15 protein-coding genes are annotated in these 15067 nt (G+C 66.4%); 5 read left to right on the top strand and 10 right to left on the bottom strand.

The window, feature by feature from the left end; translation table 11 throughout:
• Positions 1-98 precede the first annotated feature (98 nt).
• Entirely contained in the window at positions 99-563 is a 465-nt protein-coding gene (gene rplS / locus IEV83_RS14185; RefSeq protein ID WP_209003325.1) for a 50S ribosomal protein L19, read from the top strand.
• 163 nt (positions 564-726) lie between these two features.
• On the opposite strand, the gene IEV83_RS14180 is transcribed toward rplS, so the two are convergent.
• Positions 727-1653, bottom strand: a complete 927-nt coding sequence (locus tag IEV83_RS14180; RefSeq protein ID WP_209003177.1) for a cell division protein FtsX — start codon at positions 1651-1653, stop codon at positions 727-729.
• 133 nt (positions 1654-1786) lie between these two features.
• On the bottom strand, positions 1787-2446 hold the full coding sequence (gene ftsE / locus IEV83_RS14175; protein WP_181759761.1) for a cell division ATP-binding protein FtsE: 660 nt from the start codon (positions 2444-2446) through the stop codon (positions 1787-1789).
• Between the two features lie 302 nt (positions 2447-2748).
• On the opposite strand from ftsE, the gene IEV83_RS14170 reads away from it, so the two are divergent.
• From IEV83_RS14170 to IEV83_RS14160, 3 genes are read left to right on the top strand one after another with little or no spacing between them, the layout of a single operon-like run.
• Complete coding sequence (locus IEV83_RS14170; RefSeq protein WP_181759762.1) at positions 2749-3717, top strand: MJ0042-type zinc finger domain-containing protein; 969 nt, start codon at positions 2749-2751, stop codon at positions 3715-3717.
• Entirely contained in the window at positions 3717-4286 is a 570-nt protein-coding gene (gene hpt, locus IEV83_RS14165) for a hypoxanthine phosphoribosyltransferase (protein ID WP_181759763.1), read from the top strand. Before IEV83_RS14170 ends, hpt begins: the two co-directional genes overlap by 1 nt.
• 1 nt (position 4287) lies before the next feature.
• Positions 4288-4686 carry a response regulator gene (locus tag IEV83_RS14160; protein WP_181759764.1) on the top strand — a complete coding sequence of 133 codons (399 nt, stop codon included), beginning with the start codon at positions 4288-4290 and terminating at the stop codon, positions 4684-4686.
• Between the two features lie 58 nt (positions 4687-4744).
• Here the strand turns inward: IEV83_RS14160 and IEV83_RS14155 are convergent, their stop codons facing one another.
• The 4 genes from IEV83_RS14155 to argH all read right to left on the bottom strand — a co-directional run bounded on the left by IEV83_RS14155 (position 4745) and on the right by argH (position 10496).
• Entirely contained in the window at positions 4745-7285 is a 2541-nt protein-coding gene (locus IEV83_RS14155; RefSeq protein WP_209003176.1) for a TIGR02302 family protein, read from the bottom strand.
• A gap of 145 nt (positions 7286-7430) precedes the next feature.
• Positions 7431-8705: a diaminopimelate decarboxylase gene (gene lysA / locus IEV83_RS14150; protein WP_181759766.1), complete on the bottom strand. Its 1275-nt coding sequence runs from the start codon at positions 8703-8705 to the stop codon at positions 7431-7433.
• Positions 8706-8786: 81 nt separating this feature from the next.
• Complete coding sequence (lptM, locus tag IEV83_RS14145; protein WP_181759767.1) at positions 8787-9008, bottom strand: LPS translocon maturation chaperone LptM; 222 nt, start codon at positions 9006-9008, stop codon at positions 8787-8789.
• A gap of 90 nt (positions 9009-9098) precedes the next feature.
• On the bottom strand, positions 9099-10496 hold the full coding sequence (gene argH / locus IEV83_RS14140) for an argininosuccinate lyase (RefSeq protein ID WP_181759768.1): 1398 nt from the start codon (positions 10494-10496) through the stop codon (positions 9099-9101).
• 41 nt (positions 10497-10537) lie between these two features.
• On the opposite strand from argH, the gene tlpA reads away from it, so the two are divergent.
• Complete coding sequence (gene tlpA / locus IEV83_RS14135) at positions 10538-11200, top strand: thiol:disulfide interchange protein TlpA (protein ID WP_181759769.1); 663 nt, start codon at positions 10538-10540, stop codon at positions 11198-11200.
• A gap of 29 nt (positions 11201-11229) precedes the next feature.
• On the opposite strand, the gene IEV83_RS14130 is transcribed toward tlpA, so the two are convergent.
• The 4 genes from IEV83_RS14130 to IEV83_RS14115 all read right to left on the bottom strand — a co-directional run.
• Positions 11230-11430, bottom strand: a complete 201-nt coding sequence (locus IEV83_RS14130; protein WP_181759770.1) for a hypothetical protein — start codon at positions 11428-11430, stop codon at positions 11230-11232.
• A gap of 75 nt (positions 11431-11505) precedes the next feature.
• Positions 11506-12999 carry a class I adenylate-forming enzyme family protein gene (locus tag IEV83_RS14125; RefSeq protein ID WP_181759771.1) on the bottom strand — a complete coding sequence of 498 codons (1494 nt, stop codon included), beginning with the start codon at positions 12997-12999 and terminating at the stop codon, positions 11506-11508.
• 68 nt (positions 13000-13067) lie between these two features.
• Positions 13068-13949 (bottom strand): 3-hydroxybutyryl-CoA dehydrogenase, encoded by an 882-nt coding sequence (locus tag IEV83_RS14120; RefSeq protein ID WP_181759772.1) that lies wholly within the window; start codon positions 13947-13949, stop codon positions 13068-13070.
• A 232-nt stretch (positions 13950-14181) separates the two neighbouring features.
• Positions 14182-15067 (bottom strand): electron transfer flavoprotein subunit alpha/FixB family protein (locus tag IEV83_RS14115; RefSeq protein WP_188478609.1); only part of this gene is annotated, 886 nt, incomplete at its 5' end.

Below are 15067 nucleotides of genomic sequence, written 5' to 3'. Positions count from 1 at the left end.
GGCGCACCGCCCGGTCTGGCCAAAACTACGGTGAATTCGTCCCGGCGGCTCGATCGTTTGCGGACGCTCTGACCGAGCGAACATCCAAAGGTAGTGCCATGAACATCATCGAGCAGCTCAACGCCGAGGAAATGGCGAAGATCGAAGCCGCCCGCAAGCTCCCGGAGTTTTCCGCAGGCGACACGATCCGCGTCAACGTCAAGGTCACGGAAGGCAACCGCACCCGTGTCCAGGCCTATGAAGGCGTTTGCATCGCCCGGTCCGGCGGCGGCATCAACGAGAGCTTCACCGTCCGCAAGATCTCCTACGGCGAAGGTGTGGAGCGTGTGTTCCCGATCTTCTCGCCGATGATCGAGGGCGTCGAGGTGGTTCGTCGCGGTAAGGTGCGTCGCGCCAAGCTCTACTACCTGCGCGGCCGTCGCGGTAAGTCCGCCCGTATCGTCGAGGCGACCAACACCCGCGCCCGCAAGCTCAACGACGCTGCCAAGGCCGAGCTGGCCAGCGCCAAGGCGGCCAAGGAAGCCGAGCGCAAGGCTGCTGCCGCGGAAGCTGCCGCCGAATAAATCGGCCTGCGCGCCCGCGCTGTTGCCGCGGCATAAAAACGGAAAAAGCGACCTTCGGGTCGCTTTTTTTGTGTCTTGCCTCCGGAAGAAGGGCTCGGGCCTCGGAAGGATCGTCCACGCGGACGGCCGGGGCGCCGCCCGCATCAACGCTGCAAGGGCAGGTTCACTCGATGCGGCGCAGATGCGCGTGCACCGCGACCCGTGAGGTCGCCGCCGTCAGCACGGTCACCAGGAAGATCACCGCCAGAACGCCGAGATAGCCGGCGAGCCCGACGGAGACCCCGCCGAACAGCACCACCGCCTGTTCCATGCCGGCAAGGCCGGTGCTGCCGTCGGCAAGGACGCCGAGCACAAGGAACACGGCGCAGGCGGCCAGACCGCCGGCGAGACCGCCCTTCAGCCCAAGCAGCAGGAAATGGCGCTGAAACTCCCGCGCCACGAAGCCATCCTCGGCGCCGACGAAATGCAGCACCTCGACCACATCCCGGTTGCCGGCCATTGCCGCCCGGGTCGCGAATACCACCGAGAGCACCATCGATCCGAGCACCAGCGCCAGGATTGCCACCCCGCCGAACACCACCGCATTGGCCATTGCCGCGAGCCGATCGGTCCACAGGGAATGATCATCCAGGCTGGCGCCATTGACCTGCTCGACCACGGCCTGGCGCAGGCCGGCAAGATCTAGGATTGACGCATCGGCGATATTCACCTGGATCAGGCGCGGCACCGGCAGGCTTTCCAGATCGAGACCGGCCCCAAGCCAGGGCTGCAACAGATCCTTGGTTTCCTCATCGGACAGGGCGCGCACCGCCCCCACCCCGGGAAACTCACGCGCGACGGCAATCGCCTTTTCGATCTCGCGCAGCATGTCGACCCCATCCGCCGGGCGGATCTGGATCGTCACCTCGCGCACCAGATCGTTCGACCAGGCATTGGCCGCCTCGTGGATGATGGTCACCGCGCCCACCGTCAGGCAGGCGAGAAAGCTCATGATCGCCACCACCAGCGTCAACGCCCGACCAGCGACCGCCTGGGAGGGAACGATCGGCGCGGAGGGGCGCAGCTCGCCCCGGGCACCGGGCCGGGCCATGCGTCGCTTCAGGCTGGAGCGCAGCTTCTCCACCCCGGACGGACCGGATCGCTTCGCCGGTCTTGCAGGCTTCCCCGGACGGGGCGGCATCCGATGCGGCGCGGCTCCCCCAGGGGCTTTCTTCGCGGGTGTATCAGTCATGGATCACAAGCCGTCCTTCGCCCAGTTCCATCCTGCGCGCATCGACCTGCTCCATCAACGCCAGATCGTGGGTGGCGATGACCACGGAGGTGCCAAGCCGGTTCAGTTCGATGAAGAGGCGCAAGAGCCGGCGGGCGAGCGGCGGATCGACGTTGCCGGTCGGCTCATCCGCCAGCAGCAGCTCCGGCCGGGTGATCAGCGCCCGGGCGATGGCCGCACGCTGCTTTTCTCCGCCTGACAGCACCGGCGGCAGCACGTGCATCCGCTCGCCCAACCCGACCCATTTGAGCAGCTCCACCACATCGGAACGGTACTGGCTCTCCTCCTGCCCCACCACCCGCAGCGGCAGGGCGACATTTTCATAGGTCGTCAGATGATCGAGCAGACGGAAATCCTGAAAGACGATGCCGATCCGCCGGCGAAGTGCCGGGATCTGGCTTGTCTTCAGGGCCGACGTGTCCTTGCCAAACGCCTTGATCAAGCCGCGGGTCGGCGTCAGCGACAGGAACAAGAGCCGCATCAGGCTCGTCTTGCCGGCGCCGGACGGACCGGTCAGGAACTGGAACGACTGCGGCTTGATCTCGAAGGACAGATCGCGCAACACCTCCGGCCCCATACCGTAGCGTAGCCCGACATTTTCGAAACGGATCACGGAATACCCTCTCCTGCACGCGTGCCCGCAGGCTACCCGCATGCCTTTAACGCTTCATTAACGATATGCGGGCGTCATGGGCAACCGGCAGCTTTCGACCATCGCGCGCCAGCGCAAGGTCGGAGGCCGGGCGTATGCGGCCAGCGGTTCAGGCTGGTTCGGGGGCGACGACTGGCCGAAACGCCTGTAAACAGGCAGATTAACCGCCTGTGGGATAGCCAGGGGAATGCGCGACCGGCGGCATGGGACCGCCCCGTGCGAGAACGTGACAGGTTTGTGGATATGACGAGGTTTCGTCCACAATGAAAATCACATGCCCGGACTGTGGCACCTCCTATGAGGTGACCGCCGAAGCATTGGGACCGGCCGGACGCAGCGTGAAATGCACCCGCTGCGGCTCCCGTTGGCATGCCGATCCGACGCCGGCGGCCGAAACCGATGCACATGAGGAAACCGACTGGCCGTCGGAGATGTCCGCGCAGGAAGCCATCGATCCGGACCAGACCGCCACCGCCGCACAGGACAACAGCCTCTCCGGGGAGAGTGACAGCTCTTTCGACCCTGCGCCCAACACCGCATCCGACCAGGCGCCTCCCGCCGACATGGAGGACGCGTTCAGCCGGCCGGCGGACAGCGCCGCCCTCGACACACTGGACACGTTCGACAGCGTCCCTCAAGACAGCGGCAAGGATGAAGAGACGCCGGCGGCGCCGGTGGATATCGAGACCCTGGCCCGCAAGCCCAAGATCAACGTGAAGCCCAAGAAGCGCCGGTCGCCCGTTGCCGCCCTTGCCGGAGCCCTGGGCCGGCGGCTGCGCCAGATCAAGCCCCGCCGGGTGCTCGGTGCCGGCCTCTTCGCCGGAGCGCTGGCGCTATGCGCTCTGTTTATCGCCTTCCGCACGCCGATTGTCGCACGCATGCCCGATCTTGCCGGGTTGTTCGCTCTTGCCGGTTTCGAGGTTAATCTGCGCGGATTGGAATTCCGCGACCTCCGGACCTTCCGCGAACTGGAAAAAGGGACCATTGTGCTGGTGGTGGAGGGCACCATCGAGAACATTACCCAGGAGCCCTCCCGGGTACCGGCGCTGCGGTTTGCCTTGCGCAGCGAGGACGCACAGGAGATCTATGCCTGGGTGGTCGAGCCCAGGCTTCAGCGCCTCGACCCCGGGGCCACCACACGTTTCCGCACCCGCTTGTCAGCCCCCCCGGAACTGGCTGCGGACATTCAGGTTCGTTTTGTCGAACGCAAACAGAAACAGGCGAAATCATAATGGGGCGCAAGCCTGACATTCACACCCTTTACGACGAGACCGAAATCGCCAGCCGGGTCGAGGACCTGGCGCGGCACATTGCCGCCGACGTCCCGTCCGGGCTGTTGGTCATCGCCGTTCTGAAGGGCAGTTTCATGTTCGCCGCCGATCTGGTGCGGGCGTTGCACAGGATCGGTCTTGAACCGGAGATGGAGTTCATCCATCTCTCAAGCTATGGCGCCGGCACGGAATCCTCGGGCGAGATCAAGGTCCTGCGCGATGTCGAAAGCGACGTGGCGGGACGGGACATCGTTCTGGTGGACGACATTCTGGAAAGTGGGCGGACACTTGCCTTCGCCAAGGAACGGCTCAGCGGGCGCGGCGCCGGATCGGTCCGCATCGCCGCGCTGCTCGACAAGCCGATGCGCCGCAAAACCGCCATTTCCGCGGATTACGTCGGCTTTACCTGTCCCGACAAATTCGTCGTCGGCTATGGAATGGACATGGGCCACAAATGGCGCCAGCTCCCCTTCATCGGCTACGTGGTTCAGGACACCGAAGGGCAGGCGGAAGAGCAAACGGGAGAGTGACATGAGCCACATCCTACTCGCCGAGGACGACGAAGCGGTCCGCAGCTTCGTCAAGCGCGCGCTTGAGCTGGACGGCCATACGGTGATCGCCGAGGAGGACGGCGCCGCCGCCGCCGCCAGCCTCGCCCGGGCGGACGGGGCGTTCGACCTCATCCTGTCGGACATCAAGATGCCGGTGATGGATGGCATCGCCTTCGCGCTGGTGGCTGGTCGCGACTATCCCGACGTGCCGATCCTGCTGATGACCGGCTTCGCCGATCAGCGCGAACGGGCCAGCGGCCTTGACGCCCTGGTCCACGACGTGGTGGTGAAGCCCTTCTCCCTCGCCGAGATCCGCCGCGCCGTTCATGATGCGGTGCATGGGATCGTCCGCGAGGAAGAGCGGCGCCTCTACGCCTGACGCTGCCGCTCTCGCGTCCCCGTCCCTCGGACAACCGGGGACGGCCTGCGCCGCCCCCTCAGTAGCGCCGCAGCAACCGCTCCAGATAGTCCAGCTCCAGCGTCGGGCGCCCCGGATCGGAGAACCGCCGGCGCAACTCCTCCAGGATCCGGCGCGCCCGCTGCACGTCGATCTCATCCGGCACCCGCACCTGACCACCGAAATCCGGCCCCTCGGACCGCCGAGGCCGGCCCAGCGGATCCTCATCGCGCGGGCCGCTCTGACGGGCCATGCCTGGTCCGCTCTGCCCCTGACCGAACATCTGCTCGGCGAGCCCTTGCGCCCCTCGCCGCAACGCATCAAGCGCATTGCCCTGCTGCCCGAGCGCACTGCCTGAATCCCCCTCGCCGAGGCTGTCGCGCGCCTTGCCCATCTCCTCGCCGGCCCGGCCCAACTCGCCGTTTTGCGGAATGCCGTTCTCACCCATCTGATCGAGAAGCTGCTGCAACCGGTCGCTCAAATCCCCCTGTCCCTGCTGCAACTGGCGCAGCGCCTCGGCCATTTGCTCCGGCGTCATCTGCCCCTGTTCGCCATCCTGGCCCCGTTGCCCCTGCTGCGGATCGCCATCCGGCTTGCCCTGGTCGAACCGGTGGGTCTGATCCATCAATTCCTGTTGCCGCTGGATCATCTGGCCGAGCTCGTTGAGCGCTTCCATCATCTCCTGGCTCATGCCGCCAGGCATCTGTTGCGGCCGTCCGGTCTGAAGGTTCTCCAGCATCCGCTGCATCTCGGCCAGCAACTCGCGGGCCGCATCGCGCGAGCCGGTGCGCGCCAGTTCCTCGATCCGGGCAAGCATGTCCTCAAGATCCTGCGGCCGCATCGAGCGCATGTTCGGATCCATCGGCTGCATCGCCTGCGGGTTCTGGCGCATATGCTCCGCCAGTGCTTGTAGATAGGTGTCCAGCGCCTCGCGCAGCTCATCGGTGAGCCGGGCGATCTCCTCATCGGACGCCCCCTCCTCCAGCGCCTTGCGCAGCGCCTCCTGCGCATCGCGCAGGGCCTGTTCGGCCAGCGACAGATTGCCGTCCTCAATCGACAGCGCCAGCTCCCACATCAGCTCGACCGTTTCGCGCAAGGCGTCGTCAGTCTGCGCCTCGGCGATGCGCTGCCGCACGAAACGCATGCCCAGATAGGTGCGCGGCCTCTCGATGAACCGGTCCGGCGCGAGCAACAAACCATCAAAGGCATCGAGCACCCGCACCTGCGCGTTGGCATCGAGCGCCAACTCCCGGCGCTGTTCGACTATCGCCCGGGCGAGCGGCTTGGCGAAGCGGCGCTGCGGCAGCGTGAAGTCATGCGGCAGAGAGCGCCCCTCCTGCCCGGCATGATCGCGCGCGCCCAGCACCAGACTGACGGGCGACCCGGCCCAGGGATGGCTCGTCAGATCGCGGATCGTCTCCCCCGCGCCGCGGCCGCTTTCACCGCCGGGCAGCGACAGCGGGAAATGCGGCGCCTCCACCAAAGGCCGCGCCGGCCTGCTTCCCTCACGCCGGTTCGAGCGCACCGGGTCGATATCGGCCCAAGCCTCGACGATCCCGTAGTCATCGCCCAAAAGATAGGAGAAACGCACACTGCCACTGAACTGTTCTTCCGGGTCATCCAGCAGCCGCACGGTCGGCGCCGCATCCGGCTCGACAGAAATCGGCCAGGCATCGATCAGCCGGTCGCCATCGCGGATCTGCAAGTCACCGGACCGATCCAGCACGCCGCGATAGTTGCCCGGCCCTGTGCCGCCGCCCGGAGCGCCATCCGATGCCGCCAACACCTGCGGTTCGGCCCTGCCGGTCAGGAGCACGGACAGCCCCTCGATCCCTTGCGCCCGGACCGTGACCTCGCTGCCCTCCGGCACGGAAACCGGCTGACCCGGATCGCGCAGCCGCGCGCTTGCTCCGGTCAGGAACACCGGCGCCCGCCGCGTGTGCACCGGCGGGGTGATCCAGGCATCAATCCTGAGGGCCGGCGCGGCTTGGGCCGCCTCATCGGCCACGAAGGGCGACAGCCGCCGCCAGCGCTCATCGCCAGCCACATGAAAGCCGACGATCAAAAGCAGCACTGCGAGAACCCGCAAGGCGAGCGGATCGGCCCGAAACGCCTCCGGATGTGGGGCCGCCGCCCGCACGCTTTTCAGGGCTTCGGCCATCCGGGCCTGATGCGCAGCCCATAAAACGCCTGTTTCGGCCCCCTCGCCTTGCCCGAACAGACGATCATCAAGCGCCGACAACGGCCGGTGCCGCAGCCCGGTGTCCAGTTCGACCCGGTGCACCGCGTCCGCACGTGAAGGCCAGCGGAGGACGCGCAGGCGATAGACGCTGCCCAGCAGCAGTGCGCCAAACACAAGGAGACAAAGGATCGCCAGCCAGCGCGGGACCAGCGCCCAAAGCCCCAGCCAGGACAGACCAACGTAAAAGACGAGCAGGATCAGGACGCCCTGCAGGCGGGGCCAGGCGGCCTCCCACCAGATCGCCGCCCGTGCGATCCAGATGGCGCGCCCCAGTCGCCCGGTATCCTTGGCCGGACCCGCACCAGGGCGGGCGCTCTTCGGTGCGCCGTGTTCACTCACCGTCATGCCTCCGTGCCCGCCAGCCCGGCCGGACGAACGGATACCGCGATCCGGCTATGTGAGTAGGGTGGGGCGTTTCCCCCGCTTTGGCAAGCGCCGCCTTGGAACGTGCCGACCTGGCAGGCGCGGATGTCCGTCGCGCGGCTCAGTCCTCTGTCAGCCAGTCCGGCAACCGGTCGAGGCCGATGAGGTCCTCGTAGCTCGGCCGGGGCCGCACCACGCTGTAGCTGTCACCCTTGACCAGAACTTCCGGCACCAGGAGACGGCTGTTGTAGCTGCTGGCAAGCACCGCGCCATAGGCACCGGCGGAATGAACAGCCAGCAATTCCCCGGCTTCCACGGCCGGCAGATCCCGGTCATGCGCCAGGTAATCGCCGGTCTCGCAGACCGGGCCGACCACATCGGCGCGAATGCGCGGATGATCCGGCCCCTTGGTCACAACCGGCCGGACCTCGTGATAGGCATCGTAAAGCGTCGGCCGGATCAGGTCGTTCATCGCCGCATCGACGATGACGAAGGCCTTGTCCGCCCCTTCCTTCACATAGACCACCTCGGTGACGAGGATGCCGGCGTTGCCGGCGATCATCCGCCCCGGCTCGAAGATCACCTTGCAGTCGAGATCTTCCACATGCCGGCGCACGATCCGCGCATAGGCCTCCGGATTGGGCGGCGGCTCGTTGTTGTCCCGATAGGGAATGCCAAGACCGCCGCCAAGATCCACATGATCGATGGTGTGGCCATCGGCGCGCAGCTCGCCGATCAGGGTGCCAAGGCGGGAGAAGGCGGCATCGAACGGCTCAAGCTCGACGATCTGCGAGCCGATATGCATGTCGATACCGGTCACCTCGATCCCCGGCAGCTTGCCGGCGGCCGCATAGGCCTCCCGCGCCCTGCGCCAGGGGATGCCGAACTTGTTTTCCGACTTGCCGGTGGAAATCTTGGCGTGGGTGCGCGCATCCACATCCGGATTGATGCGCAGCGACACCCGCGCGGTCTTTCCCTTTTCCGTGGCCACCCGGGAAAGCTGCTGCAGCTCCGGCTCGCTTTCCACGTTGAAGCACAGGATGCCCTCGTCAAGGCCTAGGGCCTGTTCCTCCGCCGTCTTTGCGACACCGGAGAACAGGATCTTCTCGCCGGGCACGCCCGCAGCCCGAGCACGCCGCAATTCGCCGCCCGAGACCACATCCATGCCCGCGCCCATGCGGGCCAGCGTGGTCAGAACCGCCTGGTTCGAATTCGCCTTCACCGCGTAGCAGACCAGCGCATCGATATTGGCAAAGGCTTCGCTGAACACCTGGTAGTGCCGCTCCAGCGTTGCCGTCGAGTAGCAGTAAAATGGCGTTCCCACCGCCGCCGCGATCTCCGCAACCGGCACGTCCTCGGCATGAAGCCGGTCATTCACGTAGGAAAAGTGATGCATGAGGGAGACCCTGGATATGAGACCCTGGCGAAGAACCGCTTGCCACCGCACGGGAAGGCGGCGACCACCGGATCGCAAACGTCAGATGATGGCGTCGAGGATGAAGGGCGTGTCGTTGACCGGCTCATTGGCCGGCTGCTGAACCACCGGGGCGCCCATCGGGTCACTGACGGCGGACGACCCGGCGGCGGAAGGCGTGTCGAGCGCCCCGCGCCGGCCGCAACCGGCAAGGGTGCCGGCGGCCAGCAGCGCGACGAGCAACAAGACGGCGCGCGCTGGCACCGAGGCAAGACCGGACGTCATCTGTGGCAGAACTCCGCTGTGGTTCCCGCTGAACTCATTCTCGTTCCTCGCACAGGACCCGATCCCTCGCAAGCCCTCCACATGGGTGGGTCAGCCCTTCTTGGCTTCGCGTTCCAACCGTTGCAACCAGCGCCGGGCCTGCTTGCGCACATTGGCCGGGGCGGTGCCGCCATAGCTGGTACGGCTGCGCACGGACTTGTCCACCGTCAGCACGGTGAAGATGTCGGCGGTGATGCGCGGTTCCACCGCCTGCATGTCCTCCAGCGGGATCCGGTGCAGGGCAACGCCGCGCTCCACCGCCAGGGCGACGATGCGTCCGGTCACGTGGTGAGCCTCGCGGAACGGAATGCCCAGCACCCGCACCAGCCAGTCGGCCAGGTCCGTGGCGGTGGAATAGCCGGAACCGGCCGCCTTCTTCATCTCGCGGGTATTGGGCACCAGATCGCGTACCATGCCTGTCATCGCGGCCAGCGCCAGCGACAGGCTGGGCAGCGCGTCGAACGCCTGTTCCTTGTCTTCCTGCATGTCCTTGGAATAGGCCAGCGGCAGCCCCTTCATCATCACCAGCAGCGCGGTCAGGCCACCGTAGATGCGGCCGGTCTTGGCGCGCACCAGTTCCGCCGCATCCGGGTTTTTCTTCTGCGGCATGATCGACGAGCCGGTGGAGAACCGGTCGGACAGGGTGACGAAGCCGAACTGGGCGGAGCACCAGATGACGATTTCCTCGGCGAGCCGCGACAGATGCATCGACGAGATCGCCGCCGCCGACAGGGCTTCCAGCACGAAATCGCGGTCCGACACCGCATCGAGCGAATTGGCCGTCGGCCTGTCGAAGCCGAGGCTTTCCGCCGTCATCTCCCGGTCGATCGGGAAGGAGGTGCCGGCCAGCGCCGCCGCGCCCAAGGGGCATTCGTTCATCCGCGCGCGCGCATCGCGCATCCGTCCGCGATCGCGGGCAAACATCTCCACATAGGCCATCAGGTGATGCCCGAAGGTCACCGGCTGCGCCGACTGCAGATGGGTGAAGCCCGGCATCACGTCGCCGGCATGTTCCAGCGCCCGCTCGGCCAGTGCCTGGATCAGCGCCGTCACCTGCTCATCGAGCGTGTCCAGCGTGTCGCGCACCCAGATGCGGAAATCCGTCGCCACCTGGTCGTTGCGCGAACGCGCCGTATGCAGCCGCCCAGCGGTCGGGCCGATCAGCTCCGCCAACCGCGCCTCAATGTTCATGTGGATGTCTTCCAGCGCCCGGGAGAACTCGAAGGCGCCGGCCTCGATTTCCGCCTGGATCGTGTCCAGACCCTTGGCAATCGTCTCCGCGTCCTCACCGGCGACAATATTTCGCGCCGCCAACATGCGGACATGAGCCTTGGAGCCCGCTATATCCTGCTGGTAAAGCTTGCGGTCGTAGTCGATGGAGGCATTAATCTCCTCCATGATGGCGTCGGGACCCTCGGCGAACCGGCCGCCCCACATACGATTGCTCATGAACGTGCCCTTCTGGTGCCCTTCGGACGGAAAACGGATAGATGACAAACGGACCACAGCCCCGACGCAACCGCCTTCCCGTCTTTGCCGCACTCGGCGCCGCAGTGGTGGTGGCCGGAATGACCGGGGTATACGTGATGGGCGGGGCCGATGGCAACCGGGAGGCGGCAGCAAGTTGCCCCGCCGCGCTCGATCTGGCCAGCGCCATCGCGCCGCTGGCAAGCGGCGAGGTCGCCGCCTTCCTGCCCGCCAGCAAGCCCCTGTCGGTGGCCGACCTCAGCTTCACCGACGACAGCGGCGCCACGCGGACCCTCGGCGATTTCGCCGGCCGGACGGTGCTGCTCAACCTCTGGGCCACCTGGTGTGCCCCTTGCCGCAAGGAAATGCCGGCGCTCGGCACCCTTCAGGCGGAAATGGGCAGCGATGAATTCGAAGTGGTTGCGGTTAATGTGGATCTGGGCAGCGCCGACAAGCCCAAGGCGTTCCTTGCCGATATCGGCGTCACCGACTTGGCCTTCTACGCCGACTCCTCAATGAAGATCTTCAAGGATATGCGTTCGCGCGGACGCGCCCCCGGCCTGCCGGCCACCATGCTGATCGGCCATGATGGCTGTGAGATCGGCACCTTGATGGGGCCGGCGGAATGGGCGTCGGACGATGCCAAGGCGCTGATTCGCAAGGCGCTGGAGGCGCCCGGAACGTAGCGGTCAGCGAACAGGAGCGCGGCGCAGGATCAGACGCTGATATCGACCTTGCCGCCGACACCATTGGCGACCGGGGCCTTGGCCGCGGCAGCCGTCGCCTCGACGTTCTGCTCCAAAAGGGCGACAATCCCGGCCTCGGCGCTGGCGTTCATCTTCATGAACTTGGCCGCGAGCACCGTCTGCATCTGCGCCTGCTGTGCGCCGGCCATTGCGGCTGCGACATTCGACATCGAAAAAGCTCCTTGAACCGAGCCCGAGCATCCGCCCTCGGCCTTAACCGGCCGTTAAGATCGGGGAAACTCGCGCTACGCGGATTTCAACGCCTTGCGCCGCACCTTGCCCGAAGGCGTGCGTGGCAGAGCGGCAATGCTCTTGTAGAGCTTCGGCCGCTTGTATTCGGCCAGATGCGCCGCCACATGTTCGGCCAGCGCCGTCTCATCGACGCCGCCGGCCTCGCGCGGCACGATGAACGCGGTGATCAGCGACACCCCCTCGCGCAAGGAAAGATCGGTGACCGCGACTTCCAGCACATCCGGATGGGTCTGCAGCACCTTTTCCACCTCCTGCGGCGCCACGCGGTAGCCGAAGGCATTCATCACATCGTCGTCGCGCCCACCGTACCAGACATAGCCGTCCGCATCGATCGACGCTTGGTCCCCGGTCAGGAACCAGTCGCCGCGAAACGCCGCGGCGGTGTCCTCCGGCCTGCCCCAGTAGCCGAGCATCAGCCCCGGATCCTCGCGGTGCACCGCGAGAAGGCCGGTCTGGCCCGCCGGCAGCGGATCGGTCGATGCGCTCTCCGGTGGCAGAATGGCGATGCGCCGACCGGCCTGTGCCCGGCCCGGACTGCCCGGACGGGTCGGCGTCTGCGGCCCGGAGGAAATGTAAGTGGAAATCTCGCTCATCCCGAGCGCTTCAAAAAGCGGCCGCCCGGTGGCTTCCATCCACTCCGCATGCAGCACCGGGGCCAGAGCCTCGCCGGCGGTCAGCCCGTGCCGCAGCTTCGGGAACGACGCCCGCGTCGGCTTGCCGTATTTCAGAATGCGCCGGTAGAGGCTCGGAACGGCGGCAAACAGCGTCGCACCGGACCGCTCGATCAGCTCCGGCCAGAGCTGCGGGTCGTGCGGACCGTCATAGACGAGGCTGGTGGCGCCGCTCGCCCACGGGTCCATCAAGCCAACGCCAAGCGTATAGGTCCAGTTGAAGGCACCGGCGTGCAGCAGCCGGTCGCCGGGGCCTAGCCCGGACCAGCCCGCCACCATCGGCGCCCGTCCCCGGGCAGACCGCTGCGCGTGCAGCACCCCTTTCGGCGTGCCACTGGTACCCGAGGTATAAACGAGGAAGGCCGGCGCATCGTCATCCAGCTCAGCGAAGGTGGCTGCCGGCGCGCGCTTCAGCGCCGCCAGATCCTGCGGCCCCAGCACCCGCGCCGTACCGGCATCCGGCGGCAGCACCGTGTCCCCGTCATGCAGGATCAGCGCCGCGCCGCTGTCGGCCAGGATCACCGCGCATTCATCGCCGGTGAGCATCGCCGAGGTCGGAACCGGCACCAGCCCGGCGGCAATCGCCCCGAAGAACATCAGCGGAAAGTCGCTGGAATGCCCGAGCCGCAACAGCACCCGCGCGCCCGGCGCAAGACCAAGCGCATTCAGCCCGCCGGCGACGGCAAGCACCGCGTCCGTCAGCGCACCATAGGTCCAGCGTTCCAGCACCTGGCCACCCGGGCCAAGCACCAAAAGCGCTTCACGCTCCCGCTCCGGCGCCGCATTGGTCAGGCAGTAACGGGCAAGATTGCTCATCGGCTGGTCATCTCGATGGGCGTCATGGCCGGAGGCAAGGCCCGCCGGCCATGACGCTGGCACGTCGCTCAGCGGGTCGGAACCGGCGTTTCGCCGCGATAGTCGTAGAACCCGCGCTGGGTCTTGCGACCGAGCCAGCCGGCCTCAACGTATTTGACCAGGAGCGGACAAGGCCGGTACTTGCTGTCGGCCAGCCCTTCATACAGCACCTGCATGATCGACAGGCAGGTGTCGAGACCGATGAAATCGGCCAGTTGCAGCGGCCCCATCGGATGATTGGCGCCAAGCTTCATCGCCGTATCGATCGCCTCGACCGAACCGACACCCTCGTAAAGGGTGTAGATCGCCTCGTTGATCATCGGCAGCAGAATGCGGTTGACCATGAAGGCCGGGAAATCCTCGGCCACCGCAATGGTCTTGCCGAGCTTGCGCGTGAACACCTTGGATGCCTCGAAGGTCTCGTCCTCGGTGGCGATGCCGCGCACCAGCTCCACCAGCTCCATCAGCGGAACCGGGTTCATGAAGTGAATGCCGATGAACCGCTCTGGGCGGTCGGTGGTTGCCGCCAGCCGGGTGATCGAGATCGACGAGGTGTTGGTCGCCAGGATCGCTTCGGGCTTCAGCAGCGGGCAAAGCTGGGTGAAGATCTTGCGCTTGATCTGCTCGTTCTCGACGGCGGATTCGATCACCAGATCGACATCGGCGAGCTGGTCCATGCTATCGGCCGGCGTGATGCGGTCGAGCGCTGCGGTCCGGCTCTCCTCGTCAAGCTGCCCCTTGCTGACCTGACGCGCCATGTTGCCGTTGATCGAGGCGAGACCGGACTGGATCCGATCCTTGGAGATGTCGTTGAGCGCGACGTCAAACCCGGCGACCGCGCACACATGCGCGATGCCACTGCCCATCTGGCCAGCGCCGATCACGCCGACTTTCTTGATTTCGACCACCATCACTCGTTCCGATTTCGTTGTCGCGCCAAGGTGCGCCTGAAAAATAAGAGGCGCTATTCATCGCAACTTCCCGGCCCCTCCGCAAGAACCCGGCGGCGCTTTTTCGCAATGCGGCATGGATCCGTGCCGGCTTTGCAACGCGAAAGACAAAAAGGGCCCGCGTGGTGCGGGCCCTTTGGTGTCTTGCTGGCTGCCTTGCGGCGTCTTGCCGCTAAGGGAGCGGCTCAGGACGTCAGCCCTTGGCCGCCTCGACGGCTGCCTTGAACTCGGGCAGGACGTCGAACAGATCGGCCACAAGCCCGTAGTCGGCCACCTGGAAAATCGGTGCCTCCTCGTCCTTGTTGATCGCCACGATCACCTTCGAATCCTTCATCCCCGCAAGATGCTGGATCGCCCCGGAGATCCCGCAGGCAATGTAAAGATCCGGCGCGACCACCTTGCCCGTCTGGCCAACCTGCCAGTCGTTCGGCGCATAGCCCGCATCCACCGCCGCCCGCGAGGCGCCAACAGCCGCCCCCAGAGCATCGGCCACCGGAAGCATCACCTCCTCGAACTTCTCCTTCGAGCCGAGCGCACGCCCGCCGGAGATGATCACCTTCGCCGAGGCAAGCTCCGGACGGTCCGACTTCGACAGCTCCTGGCCGACGAAGCTCGACAGCTCCGAAGCGACCGCGCCGATCTCCTCGATCGCCGCCGAGCCGGTCTCCCCGGCCGCCGAAAAGCTCGCCGTGCGCACCGTGATCACCTTCTTCGCATCCGACGACTTCACCGTCTGGATCGCGTTGCCCGCGTAGATCGGACGCTCGAACGTGTCCGCATCGACCACCGCGGTGATGTCGGAAAGCTGCATTACGTCGAGCAGCGCCGCGACCCGCGGCAGGATGTTCTTGCCGTTCGCCGTCGCCGGCGCCACGATCGCGTCATAGCCCTCGGCAAGCGACAGCACCAGATCGGCCATCGGCTCGGCCAACTGCTCGGCAAGCCCGTCGCCATCGGCGAGCAGAACCTTGGCCGCCCCGGAAAGCTTCGCAGCCTGTTCGGCCGCCGGCCGGCAGTCCTTGCCCGCCACCAGCACATGCACATCCCCGCCCAGCGCGGCGGCCGCCGTCATCGCCTTG

The sequence above is a fragment of the Stappia taiwanensis genome (assembly GCF_014635285.1).
GTDB classification, from domain to species: Bacteria; Pseudomonadota; Alphaproteobacteria; order Rhizobiales; family Stappiaceae; genus Stappia; species Stappia taiwanensis.
Note: the sequence above shows the minus strand (reverse complement) of the source record. Positions and strands in the feature narration are given on the sequence as shown.